Here is a 15,076-nt window from a genome sequence, read left to right on the forward strand (position 1 = left end):
TTATAACGTTCTCTTTTTCTATTATATAGTTTTTTTCCAAAAAAATCTGTGAAATATTAAAAAACAAAAAAATAAGACCTCTTAGGCAGAGGCCTTATACTATATGGTGTATCGCTTGAACGATATCATCAAATTGGAAACTATCCGATCGACCTTGCTTTAAAAATGTATTTATACCTTCTACTTTATTTTTACATTCAAAAATATAAGCATTTTCTTCATTTTCTTGAATCGTTCCTAACTTAAAATACAATTCATTTTCTTTATAAATTGATAAAATTTTCCTCATTTCATTTGCAAGTTGCCAATGATGTGGCGAAACAATTTCTTCCATAATCCTACTTACTGAATCTAATACTGAAATTGCAGGATAATGACTAAGCGTTGCAAGCTCACGCTTTAATACAATATGTCCATCTAAAATACCACGTGCTAAATCTGGTACAGGACCATTTAAATCGTCCCCATCAACAAGCACCGTATAAATACCTGTTATAGATCCCTTTTGCGTTTTTCCGGACCGCTCTAACAGCTTCTTCATATAACTTTCCATTAACAGTGTTTTACCACCAATCGGTAACTCTTTAACAGCAATATCAACACTTCTACGGGCATCGGCGAAACGAGTAACAGAGTCCATCATAAGTAGTACGTTATTGCCTTGATCACGGAAGTATTCAGCAATAGACGTTGCGAGTTTCGCGGCACGAAGTTGCATAAGGTGACTTTCATCTGACGTCGCTACAACAACGACGCTTTTTCGCATCCCTTCCTCGCCTAACTCTTTTCGAATAAAGTCTTTTACTTCCCGGCCACGTTCTCCTACTAAACTAATAACGTTTATATCCGCTTTTGCATTTTTTGCTATCATTCCAAGTAAAGTTGATTTACCAACACCTGACCCAGCAAAAATACCAATCTTTTGACCGATACCAATTGTTAGCATAGAATCAATTGATTTTATTCCTGTTTCAAATACATCAGTAATCTCTTCACGTTCAAATGCATGTATAGGCGGCGCATCTAATTTTATTTTCTGTAATGGCACGTTTTCAGCGTCCTCATTTAACACTTCACCATTTGCACTTAGCACTTTTCCGAGTAAGTGATTACCACGTGGTACAACAACATCTTCTGAAATTAATGTCACTGAATCTCCATAACATACTTTTTCTGTCTGTTCAAATGGAAGTAGCATATTATTTTCTTTTTCAATGGCAATCACTTCACATAAGACCTTATGTTCTCCAACGAAGCAAACATCTCCAATCTTCGCTTTCGGCCCTTTTGCTACGAAAAACTGTTCTTGTACACTATGAACTTTGCCTACTTTCGTATACAGTGGTGTTTCAATGAACTTATTCCATTTTTCGTTCTCATTCATTAACAGACGGCTCATACATTTTGCTCCTCAAATAACTTCTCTTCTTCCCATTTCTGACGAAGTTTCGCAAATATAGGTGCAAATTTAAATTCAAAGAACTCTTTCTCTTCTTCCAGAACAAATTCACCAAACTGCAGGGAGAAATCATATTTCCATTCTACTAATTGTAGCAACCAATATTCTTTCGTATTTTCCTTCTCTTCTTGAATACGTTCAAACGTTTCTGGATGTACTGTAATGATTAATTTTTCAAACGAAGTTGGCAATGTTTGCACGATGCCAGTTAAAATAGGTAACACATCAAGCAATCGTGAATCTACCGCTTGATTCACGATTTTTTCTGCTAGATGAAAAGATTGATCCCATAATAACTCTGTCCATTCATACGCTGTTTCTTGTTGTTCTTTTTGAAACTGCACACGCGCTGCTTCCATCTGTTCCATTTGTTCATGAATATGCATTTGAAATTGTTCTTTATCTTGTAATAACTGCTGCCGCTCTCGTTCTAGTATTTGCTTCTCTTGCCTTAGCTGATTCATTTCCATATGTAATGACTCTTGCTGGGCGCGAAGCTCTGCATGATCAGCTTGTAATTCTTCCTCTTCTATTTGAACTGAAGCTGGTTTTGGAAATTGTAATTCATACGTTTCTTCAGAAAAAGAAACAGAATTCTTCGGAATTCTGTTTTTAAATAAGGACATCCTCTTCACCTCTTTGAACGATAATTCTTCCTTCTTTCTCTAGCTTTTTCACTGTACCAGTGATCGTTTGCTGTGCTTTTTCAGCATCCGTCATCTTAAGCGGTCCTAAGCCATCTAATTCTTCTAGAATCATCTCTTTACGGTTTGAAGACATACATGTAAATAGTTTCTCTTTAATTTCTTCTTTTGCAATTTTAAGTGCTTTCGCAAGAACACCGTTATCTGTAATTTCTTCTAATACACGGCGAAGCGCAAGATCTTCAAGACCAAGTAAGTCTTCAAAGACAAACATATTTTCTTTAATTTTCTCAGATAACTCATAATCGACTTCATCCAGCTTTTGAAAGACTGTTTTTTCAACACCACGTGAAACATTATTTAAAATGTTTACGATTGTTTTCAAGCCATCAGTTTTATTAATTGCACTGAATGCCATATTATTTAATTTCGATTTTAACAACTCACCAATTTGATTAATTAATTCACCATCAACTTGTTCTAACTTCGCAATACCCATTACCGTCTCTACTCGTTTATGATCTGGCAATCTCTCAATTAATTGAGAAGCAAGCTGCGGTTTAATATAAGAAGCGATAATTGCAATTGTTTGTGGTGATTCATCATTAAGCACTGTAAGAAGTGGCTCTAAATCTGTAAGTGAATTTAAGAATTCAAATGGATTATCTTTGTTATACCAAAGGTCTTCCAATAATTTTTCCAGTTCGTCTTCTGGCATGTTTTTAAATATGCGACGAATGTATTCTTTATCTGGAGTGACTAAGTTCAATTCTTTTACATTTAGTTCATATAAGAACTCTCCCAGTACATTTTCTAACGTTTCTGGTTTATATACACGAAACTTCGCGATTTCACGAAGTAATACTTCTTTTTCCTCAGCTGTCATATATTCAATGACTTTTGCTGCCACCCCTTCTTCTAATGTACGAATAAGGATGGCAGCTTTTTCTTTGGAGGAGATTTCATCTAACATCGTTGTTCCTCCCTTACTGTCCGTTTAGCCATTTTTTAATTACTTTTGCAGTACCTTCTACATGTTCTTTCGTAGCATCCTGCACTTGTTCATCTAACGTTGGTTCTTTCGGTTCTTCTGGTTCAGGTTTTGGCTCTGGCACTATTTTTTCTTCAGGAATTTCCAAGATACTTTCATTACTTGCAGCAATTTCATCTTCTGCTAAATATTCTTCATATTCCTCTTCTTCTTCTTTCTTTCTCTTACGTCTTGCTAATAAGAACCATACTAGACCACCGATCGCTAATAAGCCAGCTGTAATTCCACCGAATAACCACCAGTTCATGCCACTTTTTTCTGGCTCTTTCTCTTTTTCGACTTTCGGCTGATCGAACTGAACAGTTACAACGTTAACTTGACCATTTATAAAGTTACCGTTCGGATCAGCTTGAAGTCCTGCCGCTGTTCCGATTGCTTCTTTAAAAGTTGTCATATCCATTCTACGTTTTACTAGCGTATCATTATCTACCCATACAACAACATTTGTTTTCGTTAATTCTGGGTGTTTCTTAATTGTTTCAACTGTTTTATCTATTTCATAGTTTTCGATTTTGTTACCATTTTTATTATCATAGACAACTTTACCATTTTGATTATTGTTCGTACCGTAGTTTGGCACTTCACCGTTCGCTGTAATACCAGCACCTTGCTTCGGATCTGCCCCTTCTTGCGCAGTAGAGCTTTCCTCTTGCTCTTGTTTACTACGAAGTACACCTTTATCACCATATTTCTCTGACTGACGTGTAACTTCATCGTAGTTTACAGATACTTTCGTATTCACTTTATATTCATTCGGTTTAAACATCGTCATTAACGTTGCATCAATATCTTGTTTTAATTTACCTTCAAGTTGGTGCTGCATCTCTACTTCTTTCTCATAAGAAGAAGAACTACTAGAATGTGCTTCATCTGTCCCTTTTGAGATAACACCTTTTTTACTATCAATAACGCTTACTTCTTCTGCCTTTACACCAGGAACTGCTGCACTTATCATTTGCTGTATACCTGCAACTTGATCAGCTGTTAACAATTGGCCACGCTTCACCCCAATTGTAATCGCCGCTGTTCCTTTTGCTTTTTCTTCATCAAAAATTGTCTCTTTTTCAGGCAATGTAATTTGAACATTTGCCGTTTCAACTGTCGCAAAGTTTCTTACAATATCTTGCTCCAATTGCTTCTTCGTACCGACAATTTGCTTCATTTTTTTATCTTGCTCACTTGAACCGAGCGAGCTTTCTAATAAAATTTCCTCACCGCTTTTAGAATTAAACGGTAAGCCCATCCCATTCATTTCTTTTCGAACCCATGGAGCATCATTCTTTTGCACACGAATCGAACCATCGGCCGCTAATTGATAATCGACACCTAACTTCGATAATTCTGCTGTAATCTCTTGTTTATCTGTATCATTTAAATTTTGATATACAACAACATATTTATCTGGCAAGGTGAAGTATAAAAGTGCTCCTGTTACAATCGCTAAAAGCGCAGCACCAATTACTAACTTATGCCACGTTTTTAACGATTGGATAACATTTTTCATCTTTTCCATTTAAACACACCCGTCCACTTTCCTAAATTTGCATATTAATTAGTGACTTATAATTTTCAATAAGATTATCACGTACGAGAGCAGCCGTTTTCATTTGAGACTCAGCTTTCTTTTGCTGAATTAAAACGTCATGTGTTTCTCCTACCCCTTTAGTTAGTAAATCATATACTGCTGTTTGTGCATTGTTTTGCGTTTGATTCATATCTTCCAATAAATCAATAAACTTTTTCCCCGGAGCTACAGATGTTTCAGAAGTTTTCGGTGCACCAATTGACTGAATTGCTCCAAATGGTTGTGTATGTAACATTGGTTGGATTTTCATATTACCATCTTCCCCCTTATCCTCGGCCGATTTCTAAATCTTTATCAAGCATTTTTTTATTTGCATTTAATACACTCGTATTTGCTTCATACATTTTTTGAGCAACCATAACATTCGTCATTTCAGCAGTTACATCAATATTTGGATAACGTACATATCCTTCTTCATTTGCGTGCGGATGCGTCGGATCATACACTAAATTTTCCGTTTTGTCTGCTTCAATACTTTTTATCTTTACTCCGTTAGTAGGAGCCCCATCTAGCATACTTGCAAAACTATTGTTTGATTCTAGCACCACACTACGACGCTCATATAAATCTGCCCCCGGAGCCGCCGTCGTATTTGCATTTACAATATTGTTAGAAGTAACTTCCATCCACTTTCTCGCTGTCGTTAGCCCTGAGCCACTTGCATTAATTGCCTGAAACATCCGTTGTCTCTCCTTCTACTTTTAACGTCCGCGTGCCGCTTGGTTAATTGCATATTGTGTATTAATTGCGTTAACTGAAATACCGTATAACTGATTTGTTTTCATTAAATCTAGCATTTCTGTCGTTACATCCACACTATTTCCGTCTTTATTCGTTTGCATTGATTTTGTTTGAATCTTTGCATATGTATTTTTCGTATTTACTGTCGGCAAGTGCATTTCATTCGTTTGATATAAATCTGGATTGCTCTTTAAATCAGCCGCATTGTTTTTATATAATGCACTACTTTTATTCATCTGCTCAGCAAATGTTACATCTTGTGCTTTATAGCCAGGTGTATTCGCATTTGCAATATTACTAGAAACAGTATTTCGTTTCGTCACTAAATAATTCATATAATGGCTTACATCACTCACTAAATCTGGCATATTCCACACCCTTTCTTTTCTAACGTAATGATCCACTGATAGAAGTTTCACTTCATTATTTATTTTCTTATATGCATTTATTAAAATATTTACTATTATGTACCCTTACATATTTTATTCCATTTTTTCATTGTTGTCTTTAGAAAAATACAAAAATATAAAAAAGAATGCAAAAAAACTGTATACACATAGTAATCTATAGAACATTTCAATGGATAAACTATAAACTAAAGTCCATTTTTTATTATTTAGATTACTATTATTTTTTCATCACAGTCATAAAATGAAACCTCAATCAGCGGAGTTCTTTATGCAAACGAAGGAATAGACCCCCTTTTAAAAGGGGAATCTGTTTCCAGACGTTATTATTAATATTTACCGTAAAATGAATTAGCCTTCATTCGCCCATCATTTGTCATAATCATTTCTTCCAAAATCTTTTGCTTATCTCGAATATGTTGAGCTGCTTTAATAATGAATGGGCTTACCTCCGCTGCAACTTGCGCACGCGTTTCTTCATCCAATGTCATCATCCAGCGATTTAACATCTCACTCTTCTCAGCAAACTCTCTGTCTGACACTTGCAATTCACCGATTTCATTAAAACAGCTGACAAACGTCCGATAAATATCATTGTTCATTTTCAAGTGCTCCGCGGTAACCGTCTATTAAATCTTGTAACACTTTCACAATTGCTTCAATATCTTTCGCTTCACGCGTTACTTTCATCATTTGAATTTGAATGCTAATCCAATCATATAAACCATAGAGACTATCATATAAATCTTTCGTAATTTCAGGATTTAATTGAAGCTTTAGTTCTTCAAAAATACGTTCTAATTTTTCAAGAAGTGCGTCCCCTTCTTGTAGTTTAAAAGTATGTAAAAGTTCTTCTAAATTACGAAACTCTACAATACATCTTTCATAAATAAAAATTGTATTTTTAATCGGATTACTCGTCATAATATCATTTTGCATATAACGTTGCCATGCTTGCATACGATCACTTCCTCAACTTTCATTAATCATCACTTTTTTGTTTTGTCATTGCTTTTATTGTTTTTAGTTGGCTATCAAGCGCCGCTAATGTACTCTCTAACTTTTGATACTTCTTCACAATTTCATCTTGCTTTTGCAAGTTTTGCGTTTCAATATCTTTAATCTTTTTATCTAAATCACTTACACGTGAATCAATATTTTTCACACGTTCTCCAACTACACCTTTATCACCGAATATTTTATCAAGTGGTTCTTCCATCATTTTTCCTAAACCGTTAGAACTAAAGAAAAATTGCTTCGCTGCATCAGGTTTTTCTTTTAATGCTTGTGTTAATTTTTCATCATTAACTTCCATCGTTCCATCTTGCTTTAATTGAATACCGAATGTGAATAAATAATTACCATCTTGAGAAAATGTTGCGACATTGTTCATCGCTTGACGTACGCTTTGCATAATTACCTGCCCTTGGAAAACTCCATCTTTCCCAGCAAAAAGGTCAACTGTAGAAACAGCTTTATTATACTCTGCTACCATCTTTTTAATAATATTGGCTGTGTCTGTTACATTAGAATCACTTACCGTAAATTTTAATTCTACACCTTTTGTTTTTGGATCTGTTGTTGTACCGGCATCTGGTGTCCCTTCTACTTTCGGCTCAGTTACTTTTAACAATTCAATTTTCACACCCGGAAGAGCCTCAATTGTATTAGTAAAACTTTCAGCTTCAATACCATTAATACTATATTTGGCATTTTGCGCTTCATTGATTGTATTAAGCGCTGTGCCATCCGCATTAGCTAAACCAATATCTTGAAATAGTGTAGATGTGTTCCCCTCAAACTTAATTACTCCATCTGTTCCTTCTTTTTTCGAGGTCATGAAAATTTTATTTCCAAGTGTATAAGCTGATACGCCATAATCTCCATCATTAATCTTATTAATTAAATCTTTATATGTCATATCAGTTGTTACTTTTAGTTCTTTACCGCCTAGTTTTAATGTTTCATCTTTAGGAAGCTTCGCATTTATATCTTTAATGTCATTTGAAGCTATTTGATGACGCTGCGCAAGCTGTGTAATAGTCATATTAAAAGTTCCTGCAATCGCCCCACCATCAGCTTTCACATTAATGTAGCCGTCTTGTGTTGTCGTTACTTTTTTCTCATTCCCTTTAAAAGCTGCTAAATCTTTAAACACTTGAGTAAAAGGAGTAAATTGTGTCTTTAAACTTGCATATACTTGTTTATCTTGCGTAAGTTTTTGCTTCTCAGTAGTATACGGTGTTTTTCTCATATCTAACGCTTGCATCTCTAATTCTACTAGGTTAGAAGTATCGATCATATTATTTCCGAGGTTCCAAATTTGTTGTCTACCACCAATACCTGTCATCGTTGTTCCTGCCATTTTTCTCACTCCTTATAGATTACATGTAGTCTAAAATACTTGTTTTACTCATCGTACTAACCGCTTTAAGAGTCGCTTCATACGTTGCATTTATATATGCCAAGTCAGAAATCGCGACCGCTAAATCGACATCCTCAATTTCTTTACGGTTTTCTTGAAGCGCTAAATTTTGCTCGCTTAAAATTGTTTTAAACGTCTCCATTGTGTTCATTGTTGAACCAACTTCAGTTGTACGGTTAATGATGCCATCTAAGTTTTTCTTATTTTCTCCTAATAACGGTTGTAACGCTTTTTGGTCACCTTTTTGCATCGCTTCGCTCATCTGTTTTAACGTTTTTATAACCGGGGATAATAATGCTTCTCCGTTACGGAACGCCTTGAATTCATAACCGTCATTTAGTTGCCAGTTCACATCATTTTTTCCGCCCTGGTATGTACCATCTTCTGTAAATGGTGGATTCTCTGCACTATCACCACCGAAAATATAACGGCCTTGCTCTTTCGTATTCGCTAAATATACAACTTGTTTTAAAATTTGATCAATCTCTGCACCGATTGCTTTCAATTCTTTTTCACCATTTTGCTCACTTAATGCTTGTACTGTTAATTGATCTGCTCTCGTTAAAGATTTCAAAACACCTTGTAAAGTATTTTCAGTTTGTGTTAATACATTTTTCGAATCCGCTATATCTTTTTGCATTTGCTCCATATTTGCCAATGAATGTTGAATCGCAAATGATTTACTCGCTGCAAGTGGATCTTCACTCATAAGAAGGTTTTTCTTCCCTGAAGTTACTTGGTTTCTATGGTATTGTTGTTGCACATTCAAATCCATTAACTGATTCTTTGCCCAGTTTGCATTTTGAAATGTAGATACTCTCATTTCTATCTCCTCCTTATATATTTCCAATCAATTATTATCACTTATCGAATAATCGAAAATAGACTATCAAACACTTCATTCATCGTAGTAATAGCTTTAGAGTTTGCGACAAAATATTTTTGGAAGGCCATTAAATTTACCATTTCCTCTTCCATATTTACACCTTCAACGCTCATTTTTTCTTGTTGAATACCTTCTAGTAAGTCGCCATGAATTTTTTGATAACCATTTACTGCACTTTTATCAGATGCAACACGAACTATAAATTGATCTAATGCTTGTTTATAAGAAAGACCTTCTTTATAATCGTCTTCTGTAACTGCTGCTAGTTTATTTGCTGTTTCAGCAGATATTTTCATTTTCGAAATATCTTTTTGGAATTCTGGATTTAACTTCATATCTTTCGCATGATCTCCAACGAAGAAATCTTTTCCCATCACTGTATTCACTTGATTTTTCATCGAACTCATTAAGTCTTCAAGATTTTTTTTATACTCAACAATCTTCGCTTTCGTATCAATCGCTGATTTTATCGCCCCGCTAGTTACGGAGATTTCTGAACCGTAAATCTCAACTGACATTGGGTCTTTTTCTTTATTTAATTGAAGTGGATATGTATCTTGTCCATTTACTGTTAAAACACCATTCATTCTAACACTCGCGATATTAGGATTCATAGATTCATAAGATACTTCTATATTTGCATACTTAGACATCTCTGTAACGATACGATCTCGTTCGTCTAAAAGTTGATTCGGCACTTGTGTACCTGCTTGTCCAATTTTATGATTCGCTTCTGCTAAACTAGCAGCAAGACGATTAAATTCATTAACATGCGCTTCAATATCTTCTGCCGTCTGTGCTTCCACTGTATCTAAGTTTTTCGCAAGACGATTCACTTGACTTGTGAACTTCCCAGTTTCAGAAATTAATGTATCGTAGTAGTTTGGTTGTTCTGGATTTTTTGCCACTTCACGAAAGGCATTAAAGAAACCTTCCATTAAACTAGATAATGAATTCTTTCCTGTCGTTCCAACCATAGACTCTACACGTGATAAAGTCGAATTCATGTAGTTATAGTAAGAGAGCTGAGATAATTGATCATTAAACTGCTTCGTCTTTACCTCATTAGTAATACGGTCAACACCTAGCGTTTGTACACCGTAACCAATTCTCTGTTCTGGCGTATGACCATTACTTGCTCCAACAGATCCGTAATTCACCATTTGACGCACATAACCCGGTGTATGAATGTTAGATAAGTTTTGTTTCGTTGTTTGTAATCCCATTTGAGCCGCTAGCATCCCTGATAGCGGTGTATTATAATCAGATAATCTCATAAAGCTTCACTTCTCCTTTACAATAGTTCATTCATAAAGATTTGCGAATTATTGTTTCGCTCTAAATTATATTCAGAAACAGAATCCACAATACTTTCTGTAGTTTTTAATAGTACGTTTAAGTAATATTGATTTTTCAAAAGAATCATTTTTACATTCTCTTCTAATTCAGTTACGTTTTTTTGTAATTCTTCCATTTTTTCAATTTCTTCTTGAGAAAAATACGAAAATAATGCACTTACACGAGATGCTTCAACATCCTTTTCTTTACAAAACTGAACAACCATTTCTTCGAATGAGCTAGATAGTCCTTTTAAACCATCAATGTACTGCAATTGTTCTACTTGTAACTTTTGAACTGCATTTATATCTTTATTTTTTAAATTCTCATATATTTGCTCTCCAAGCGCTTGAATATTTTCATACGCCTTTTGTATAATAACGAGCTTTTCATATAATTGTATGTACATATAGCTTCCTTCCTTTTACAAGACTAAATTCACAATTAAACCATGGATTTCTCCAATTTGATTTAACATTTCTAAATGTCCTGTTTTCGTATTAATTAAATTCATAACATCTTCTAATTCATTCAATCCCATTTCTGCCTGTTTCACAATCGTCATTTTCTGTGAATATCCGTAACGCGGGTGACGAGACATGACATCTTTATACTGCAATACATTATCAACGTAAAAATTCAAAAATGATTTTACTGTATTTTTGTATTCCATTACATTATCAAGCGTTAATTCCATTTCAATTTTTTCTTTAATTTCTCCAATATTATCGACAAACGCTTCCATTTGTTCTAGTAATTTATCTTTTTTCGGATCTGCATGCAAATTATCCGAAAATGCAAGTCCTGTCCTGACATTTGCATCTTTCGGCATTTGAGTAGCAGGCGGTATATGCGATAAAATTGGATTATGCGAGATAGAACGTAGCATATATATCACCTATTTATTTTTTTATTTCTTCCTAAACTTAATCGTAAAATCCAGTTATTTATAATTATACTCTGAACAGTAATATTTTGCAGTTATTTTTTATAAAAGATATGTTACAATTTAGCATGAGGTGGCACAATTCTATGAATATTTTCCTTTGTGGTTCAAATCAATTAACAGCATTAGATCAAGAAGAAATTAAAAAATTTTTAACTGACTATGCTCACAAACATAAAATTTACATATTATGTTATAAATCTATTGAAAATGAGGTTCTTCGTTTTTTCGTTGAGAATGAAAGACTCGCTCAAAATTTATGCCTTTACACGCTGCAACCATTGCAAGCAATAACAGATGAATTTCAAGAAGTCGTTGATTACTTAAAAAAACACGGAGCCGAATATGTTGCTTTCGATCATCCTTCTGACTCCATTTACCGATCAGATTATATGTTTTTTGTTAAACAAATTATTGAAGACACTGATCTAGTTCTCTGTTTTTATAATGGGGACAAACATACATCTGTCATCCCTGTCGATGTTGCAAAAGAAGCAGGTATTGATGCTGTCATTTATGATTTACCAGGATTACATGAAAAGCAAATGAAAAAAAGCTTTGAACAAAAAATTCGTATGATGTAAAGGGGGCGGCACAATATCATTATTGTGCCCATTGTAAATATGATAATTGAACAAGATTATGATCATTTTATCGCGAGTTTTAAACAACAATTCAATATGGATATCGCTTCGTATAAGCAAGATAGAATGCGCCGTAGAATCGATGCTTTCATTTCGAGAAAAGGCTTTGAAAACTACACTAATTTTTTAAACAAATTACGTGCTGATCAAAATTTATTTTTAAATTTTATTGACTATATTACAATTAACGTTTCAGAGTTTTTTAGAAATAAAGAACGATGGCAAACTTTAGAGTCGAAAGCACTACCTAAATTACTCGAACAAAATAGCGGAAAATTAAAGGTATGGAGTGCCGCTTGCGCTGCTGGTGAAGAACCGTATACACTTTCTTTAATTTTATCAAAGCATCTAGCTCCATTTCGTTTTGAAATTCAAGCAACAGATCTTGATTTTCATATTTTAGAAACTGCAAAACGCGGTCAATATACAGAACGTTCGTTAAAGGAATTACCTAATGATTTGAAAGAACGTCATTTCACAAAAGAGAATGATCTATATTCATTGCATCAAAACATTAAACAAAACGTCTCGTTTAAACAACATGACCTTTTAATGCAGTCGTTCGATACAAATTATGATTTGATTATTTGTCGCAACGTAATGATATATTTCACAGAAGAAGCAAGAGTAAAACTTTACGAAAAATTTAGTCGTTCTTTACGAAAAGGCGGTGTACTATTTGTTGGTAGTACGGAACAAATTTTAACACCCGAGCGTTACAATCTTCAGCGATTTGATACATTCTTCTACGAAAAAATATAAAAAAGGTCGTCACAATGGAGTGACGACCTTTTTACATAACTCGAATTAAAATAATACCGACAATCCATATGAAGAGAAAAAGAAACGTCATAGACCATTTATGTTCTTGCATCGTTTGTTTCAATGCCTGTGATAATTGTGTCATGTTCATTTCCGCAAGCGCTCTCCATACACTTACATCCCGATCTTTAGCAATGCGGTCTGTAACGCTAATTAAAATTGTTTCGTTAGACAATTTCGTTATATAAGCAGTAATAACCGTTACCATCAAATTTATATTTCCTTCTGAAGAATCACTTTCCACTCTAGAAATAAGTGCGCTCACATCTAGTAACGGAATATGTACTTTTCTACCAAATGATAGTTGTACTTCAGCGAAATCATATGTTCCATCTAACAAAGGAAGGTCTTTTATATGCGCCTGCTTAACAAGCCCTTGTAGGCTTCTAATTACTTGTTCAAATATTTTTTCTGTTTGCTTACCTTCTCCAGATAACGTATGTAGCTTTTTAAAAAGTTGTAACACTGTATCCATCTCTTTAGAAAGCATTTCCTTCATAATCTTTCCATCACTTAAACTTGCAAGTAAAATACCTATTTCATTATTTTTCGAAATAATTTTAGACTGTCCAGTAAACACTAAATTGCTACGCTTTCGTTCTTTCTGGATTTCATGCTCCGAAATAGCTGCAGGCTGTTTTAATGGTTGTAGCGTCTTATCTTCAATTGTCGTACGTTTAATCTCCATTTAAGCGCCTCCACTACTATGAAATAATTAGCCCCATTCTTTATTACTCTTTAAAACTAAAAACAGTACGAATAAACCTGACATGATAGTAAACACATCCGAAGCTTGTACTCCCTGTTCACCTTTTTCTTCTTTCTTGTCTTTTGATTCTTCTTTTTGTTCTTTCTTTTTAGAGGCAACTTGTTTGTTATTTTTCTCTTTTTGGTCCTTCGCCTTATGTACTTCCTTGTTGTCTTCGAACGGCTCTTTTATGACGTAAGTAAATTCCTCTTTCTCTTTCAACGGTTCTTTTATAAACTTATTTACTTTCTCATCTTGCTTCGGAATTTGAACAACTGGTAATTTTTCTTCTGGAAGCGGGTTTTTGACTTTCAAATCCTCTTGCTTCTCATTTTCTTTCTTATCTTCTAATTCATTTTCTAGTTTATTATCTAATTTATCTTCTTTCTCTTTCTCTTCTATCTTTTTGTCATCTTCGTTTTTTGGCGCCAAAATAGAAATGGTATATTCACTTTCCTCAACAAGTTTATTACCTGCTGCATCTATTATCTCTACATGTAATTCGTATGGCCCAGCTGGCAATTCTTCTGTTATTTCAAATACTTTTTGCCAATCCATATCATACTTGTTGTAGTCTAATAAAAACGAAAGCTCTTTATTTTCTTTCCCTTTTAATGTAACGCGCACTTCTTTTACAGCCGATTCTATATCTGACGCTTTTACTCGTATATGTATAGAATCTCCCTGTTTTCGTTCAACTAAGTTTTCTTTTACTTCATCAATAGTAACTTCCTGTAACTTTGGCAATTCTTTATCTATAGTAGGCGTTTCATTTTTAATACGAATGAGCGGGACTTTCAATTCATTTTTTATGAGGTCTTCTTTCTCATTCTCTTTGTAACTTTGAAAGAGCTGAAGATTCCAATCACCTTGCAAATCAAAATCCCCTGCTTTATAGTTAGCAACCCAGCTCTTCGTTTCTTCATCATACTCAAAAGATAGCATTCTTTCTTGCGCATATTGCTCGCCATTTTTTTGTAACTGCAATATACCTTTCATGCTTTGAATGTTTTTCCCATTTGGTTCTACAGCAATTCGCACTTCTTCGCCAACTTTAAGCTCCGGCTTATTTACTGTAACAATTCCTTGTTCCGTTTCTATCTTTCTTTCACCCAATTGTTTATTTACTGCTTCTTGTTGTTCTACTTCTTGTTGTTTTACTTCTTTTTGTTCTACTTCTTTTTGTTTCTCTTCATCTTGTTTCGTTTCCACTTGCTCTGACTTTTCTTCTTGTACATTCACTTCATTTATTTTTTGATCTGGCTCAATTTGTTCCTCAGCCTGACTTTGCAAGGGGAAGAACAAGCACACATGTATGCATAGCCAACTCATTAGAAAAAACTTTACGTTTTTCATCTACTAGTTCAAACTCCTATTTCA

18 protein-coding genes are annotated in these 15,076 nt (G+C 34.3%); 2 read left to right on the top strand and 16 right to left on the bottom strand.

All coding sequences use genetic code 11. The annotated features are described in order from the left end of the window. Nucleotides 1-94: 94 nt before the first annotated feature. The 14 genes from fliI to MHI28_RS08635 form a co-directional block, all read right to left on the bottom strand. Nucleotides 95-1,399: a flagellar protein export ATPase FliI gene (gene fliI / locus MHI28_RS08570; protein WP_079245321.1), complete on the bottom strand. Its 1,305-nt coding sequence runs from the start codon at nt 1,397-1,399 to the stop codon at nt 95-97. Continuing rightward, nucleotides 1,396-2,085 (bottom strand): FliH/SctL family protein, encoded by a 690-nt coding sequence (locus tag MHI28_RS08575; protein ID WP_000051687.1) that lies wholly within the window; start codon nt 2,083-2,085, stop codon nt 1,396-1,398. The genes fliI and MHI28_RS08575 overlap by 4 nt, the downstream gene beginning before the upstream one ends. Then, nucleotides 2,072-3,076 carry a flagellar motor switch protein FliG gene (gene fliG, locus MHI28_RS08580; RefSeq protein ID WP_000883364.1) on the bottom strand — a complete coding sequence of 335 codons (1,005 nt, stop codon included), beginning with the start codon at nt 3,074-3,076 and terminating at the stop codon, nt 2,072-2,074. Before fliG ends, MHI28_RS08575 begins: the two co-directional genes overlap by 14 nt. A gap of 13 nt (nt 3,077-3,089) precedes the next feature. Continuing rightward, nucleotides 3,090-4,667 (bottom strand): flagellar basal-body MS-ring/collar protein FliF, encoded by a 1,578-nt coding sequence (fliF, locus tag MHI28_RS08585; RefSeq protein WP_000413949.1) that lies wholly within the window; start codon nt 4,665-4,667, stop codon nt 3,090-3,092. Nucleotides 4,668-4,689: 22 nt separating this feature from the next. Beyond that, nucleotides 4,690-4,989 (bottom strand): flagellar hook-basal body complex protein FliE, encoded by a 300-nt coding sequence (gene fliE, locus MHI28_RS08590; protein ID WP_000701668.1) that lies wholly within the window; start codon nt 4,987-4,989, stop codon nt 4,690-4,692. Between the two features lie 16 nt (nt 4,990-5,005). After that, nucleotides 5,006-5,419, bottom strand: coding sequence for a flagellar basal body rod protein FlgC (gene flgC, locus MHI28_RS08595; protein WP_000484680.1), 414 nt, complete (start codon nt 5,417-5,419; stop codon nt 5,006-5,008). A 21-nt stretch (nt 5,420-5,440) separates the two neighbouring features. Then, nucleotides 5,441-5,899 carry a flagellar basal body rod protein FlgB gene (gene flgB / locus MHI28_RS08600; RefSeq protein WP_003277601.1) on the bottom strand — a complete coding sequence of 153 codons (459 nt, stop codon included), beginning with the start codon at nt 5,897-5,899 and terminating at the stop codon, nt 5,441-5,443. A 317-nt stretch (nt 5,900-6,216) separates the two neighbouring features. Beyond that, complete coding sequence (locus MHI28_RS08605; protein WP_001058088.1) at nt 6,217-6,489, bottom strand: hypothetical protein; 273 nt, start codon at nt 6,487-6,489, stop codon at nt 6,217-6,219. Continuing rightward, entirely contained in the window at nt 6,479-6,847 is a 369-nt protein-coding gene (locus MHI28_RS08610) for a flagellar export chaperone FliS (RefSeq protein ID WP_001149515.1), read from the bottom strand. Before MHI28_RS08610 ends, MHI28_RS08605 begins: the two co-directional genes overlap by 11 nt. Before the next feature lie 22 nt (nt 6,848-6,869). Continuing rightward, on the bottom strand, nt 6,870-8,252 hold the full coding sequence (locus MHI28_RS08615) for a flagellar hook-associated protein 2 (protein WP_000929308.1): 1,383 nt from the start codon (nt 8,250-8,252) through the stop codon (nt 6,870-6,872). A 19-nt stretch (nt 8,253-8,271) separates the two neighbouring features. Continuing rightward, nucleotides 8,272-9,135 (bottom strand): flagellar hook-associated protein 3, encoded by an 864-nt coding sequence (locus MHI28_RS08620; RefSeq protein ID WP_001266416.1) that lies wholly within the window; start codon nt 9,133-9,135, stop codon nt 8,272-8,274. A 41-nt stretch (nt 9,136-9,176) separates the two neighbouring features. Beyond that, nucleotides 9,177-10,475: a flagellar hook-associated protein FlgK gene (flgK, locus tag MHI28_RS08625; RefSeq protein WP_340827755.1), complete on the bottom strand. Its 1,299-nt coding sequence runs from the start codon at nt 10,473-10,475 to the stop codon at nt 9,177-9,179. Nucleotides 10,476-10,492: 17 nt separating this feature from the next. Beyond that, a complete protein-coding gene (gene flgN, locus MHI28_RS08630; RefSeq protein WP_000275875.1) occupies nt 10,493-10,945 on the bottom strand; it encodes a flagellar export chaperone FlgN in 453 nt (150 codons plus the stop codon). A 15-nt stretch (nt 10,946-10,960) separates the two neighbouring features. Beyond that, nucleotides 10,961-11,425: a YaaR family protein gene (locus MHI28_RS08635; RefSeq protein WP_000946318.1), complete on the bottom strand. Its 465-nt coding sequence runs from the start codon at nt 11,423-11,425 to the stop codon at nt 10,961-10,963. A 143-nt stretch (nt 11,426-11,568) separates the two neighbouring features. Here MHI28_RS08635 and MHI28_RS08640 point away from each other — a divergent pair, with 143 nt between their 5' ends. Further along, nucleotides 11,569-12,066, top strand: a complete 498-nt coding sequence (locus MHI28_RS08640) for a flagellar motor switch protein FliG (RefSeq protein WP_001020110.1) — start codon at nt 11,569-11,571, stop codon at nt 12,064-12,066. 39 nt (nt 12,067-12,105) lie between these two features. Next, entirely contained in the window at nt 12,106-12,888 is a 783-nt protein-coding gene (gene cheR, locus MHI28_RS08645) for a protein-glutamate O-methyltransferase CheR (RefSeq protein ID WP_000582876.1), read from the top strand. A gap of 31 nt (nt 12,889-12,919) precedes the next feature. On the opposite strand, the gene MHI28_RS08650 is transcribed toward cheR, so the two are convergent. Then, nucleotides 12,920-13,636 (bottom strand): hypothetical protein, encoded by a 717-nt coding sequence (locus MHI28_RS08650; RefSeq protein WP_000403964.1) that lies wholly within the window; start codon nt 13,634-13,636, stop codon nt 12,920-12,922. A 27-nt stretch (nt 13,637-13,663) separates the two neighbouring features. After that, nucleotides 13,664-15,052 (bottom strand): hypothetical protein, encoded by a 1,389-nt coding sequence (locus MHI28_RS08655; RefSeq protein WP_000800059.1) that lies wholly within the window; start codon nt 15,050-15,052, stop codon nt 13,664-13,666. Nucleotides 15,053-15,076: the final 24 nt, after the last annotated feature.

Source organism: Bacillus sp. FSL K6-0268 (assembly GCF_038005425.1).
Taxonomy (GTDB): domain Bacteria; phylum Bacillota; class Bacilli; order Bacillales; family Bacillaceae_G; genus Bacillus_A; species Bacillus_A thuringiensis_S.

Excerpts from the sequence above, each read along its gene's own strand:
- MHI28_RS08655 (WP_000800059.1), bottom strand. The coding sequence starts at position 15,052 with ATGAAAAACGTAAAGTTTTTTCTAATGAGTTGGCTATGCATACATGTG.
- MHI28_RS08620 (WP_001266416.1), bottom strand. The coding sequence starts at position 9,135 with ATGAGAGTATCTACATTTCAAAATGCAAACTGGGCAAAGAATCAGTTA.
- flgK (WP_340827755.1), bottom strand. The coding sequence starts at position 10,475 with ATGAGATTATCTGATTATAATACACCGCTATCAGGGATGCTAGCGGCT.
- MHI28_RS08640 (WP_001020110.1), top strand. The coding sequence starts at position 11,569 with ATGAATATTTTCCTTTGTGGTTCAAATCAATTAACAGCATTAGATCAA.
- MHI28_RS08605 (WP_001058088.1), bottom strand. The coding sequence starts at position 6,489 with ATGAACAATGATATTTATCGGACGTTTGTCAGCTGTTTTAATGAAATC.
- fliF (WP_000413949.1), bottom strand. The coding sequence starts at position 4,667 with ATGGAAAAGATGAAAAATGTTATCCAATCGTTAAAAACGTGGCATAAG.
- flgC (WP_000484680.1), bottom strand. The coding sequence starts at position 5,419 with ATGTTTCAGGCAATTAATGCAAGTGGCTCAGGGCTAACGACAGCGAGA.
- cheR (WP_000582876.1), top strand. The coding sequence starts at position 12,106 with ATGATAATTGAACAAGATTATGATCATTTTATCGCGAGTTTTAAACAA.
- MHI28_RS08635 (WP_000946318.1), bottom strand. The coding sequence starts at position 11,425 with ATGCTACGTTCTATCTCGCATAATCCAATTTTATCGCATATACCGCCT.
- MHI28_RS08650 (WP_000403964.1), bottom strand. The coding sequence starts at position 13,636 with ATGGAGATTAAACGTACGACAATTGAAGATAAGACGCTACAACCATTA.
- MHI28_RS08575 (WP_000051687.1), bottom strand. The coding sequence starts at position 2,085 with ATGTCCTTATTTAAAAACAGAATTCCGAAGAATTCTGTTTCTTTTTCT.
- fliG (WP_000883364.1), bottom strand. The coding sequence starts at position 3,076 with ATGTTAGATGAAATCTCCTCCAAAGAAAAAGCTGCCATCCTTATTCGT.
- fliI (WP_079245321.1), bottom strand. The coding sequence starts at position 1,399 with ATGAGCCGTCTGTTAATGAATGAGAACGAAAAATGGAATAAGTTCATT.
- fliE (WP_000701668.1), bottom strand. The coding sequence starts at position 4,989 with ATGAAAATCCAACCAATGTTACATACACAACCATTTGGAGCAATTCAG.
- MHI28_RS08610 (WP_001149515.1), bottom strand. The coding sequence starts at position 6,847 with ATGCAAGCATGGCAACGTTATATGCAAAATGATATTATGACGAGTAAT.
- MHI28_RS08615 (WP_000929308.1), bottom strand. The coding sequence starts at position 8,252 with ATGGCAGGAACAACGATGACAGGTATTGGTGGTAGACAACAAATTTGG.
- flgN (WP_000275875.1), bottom strand. The coding sequence starts at position 10,945 with ATGTACATACAATTATATGAAAAGCTCGTTATTATACAAAAGGCGTAT.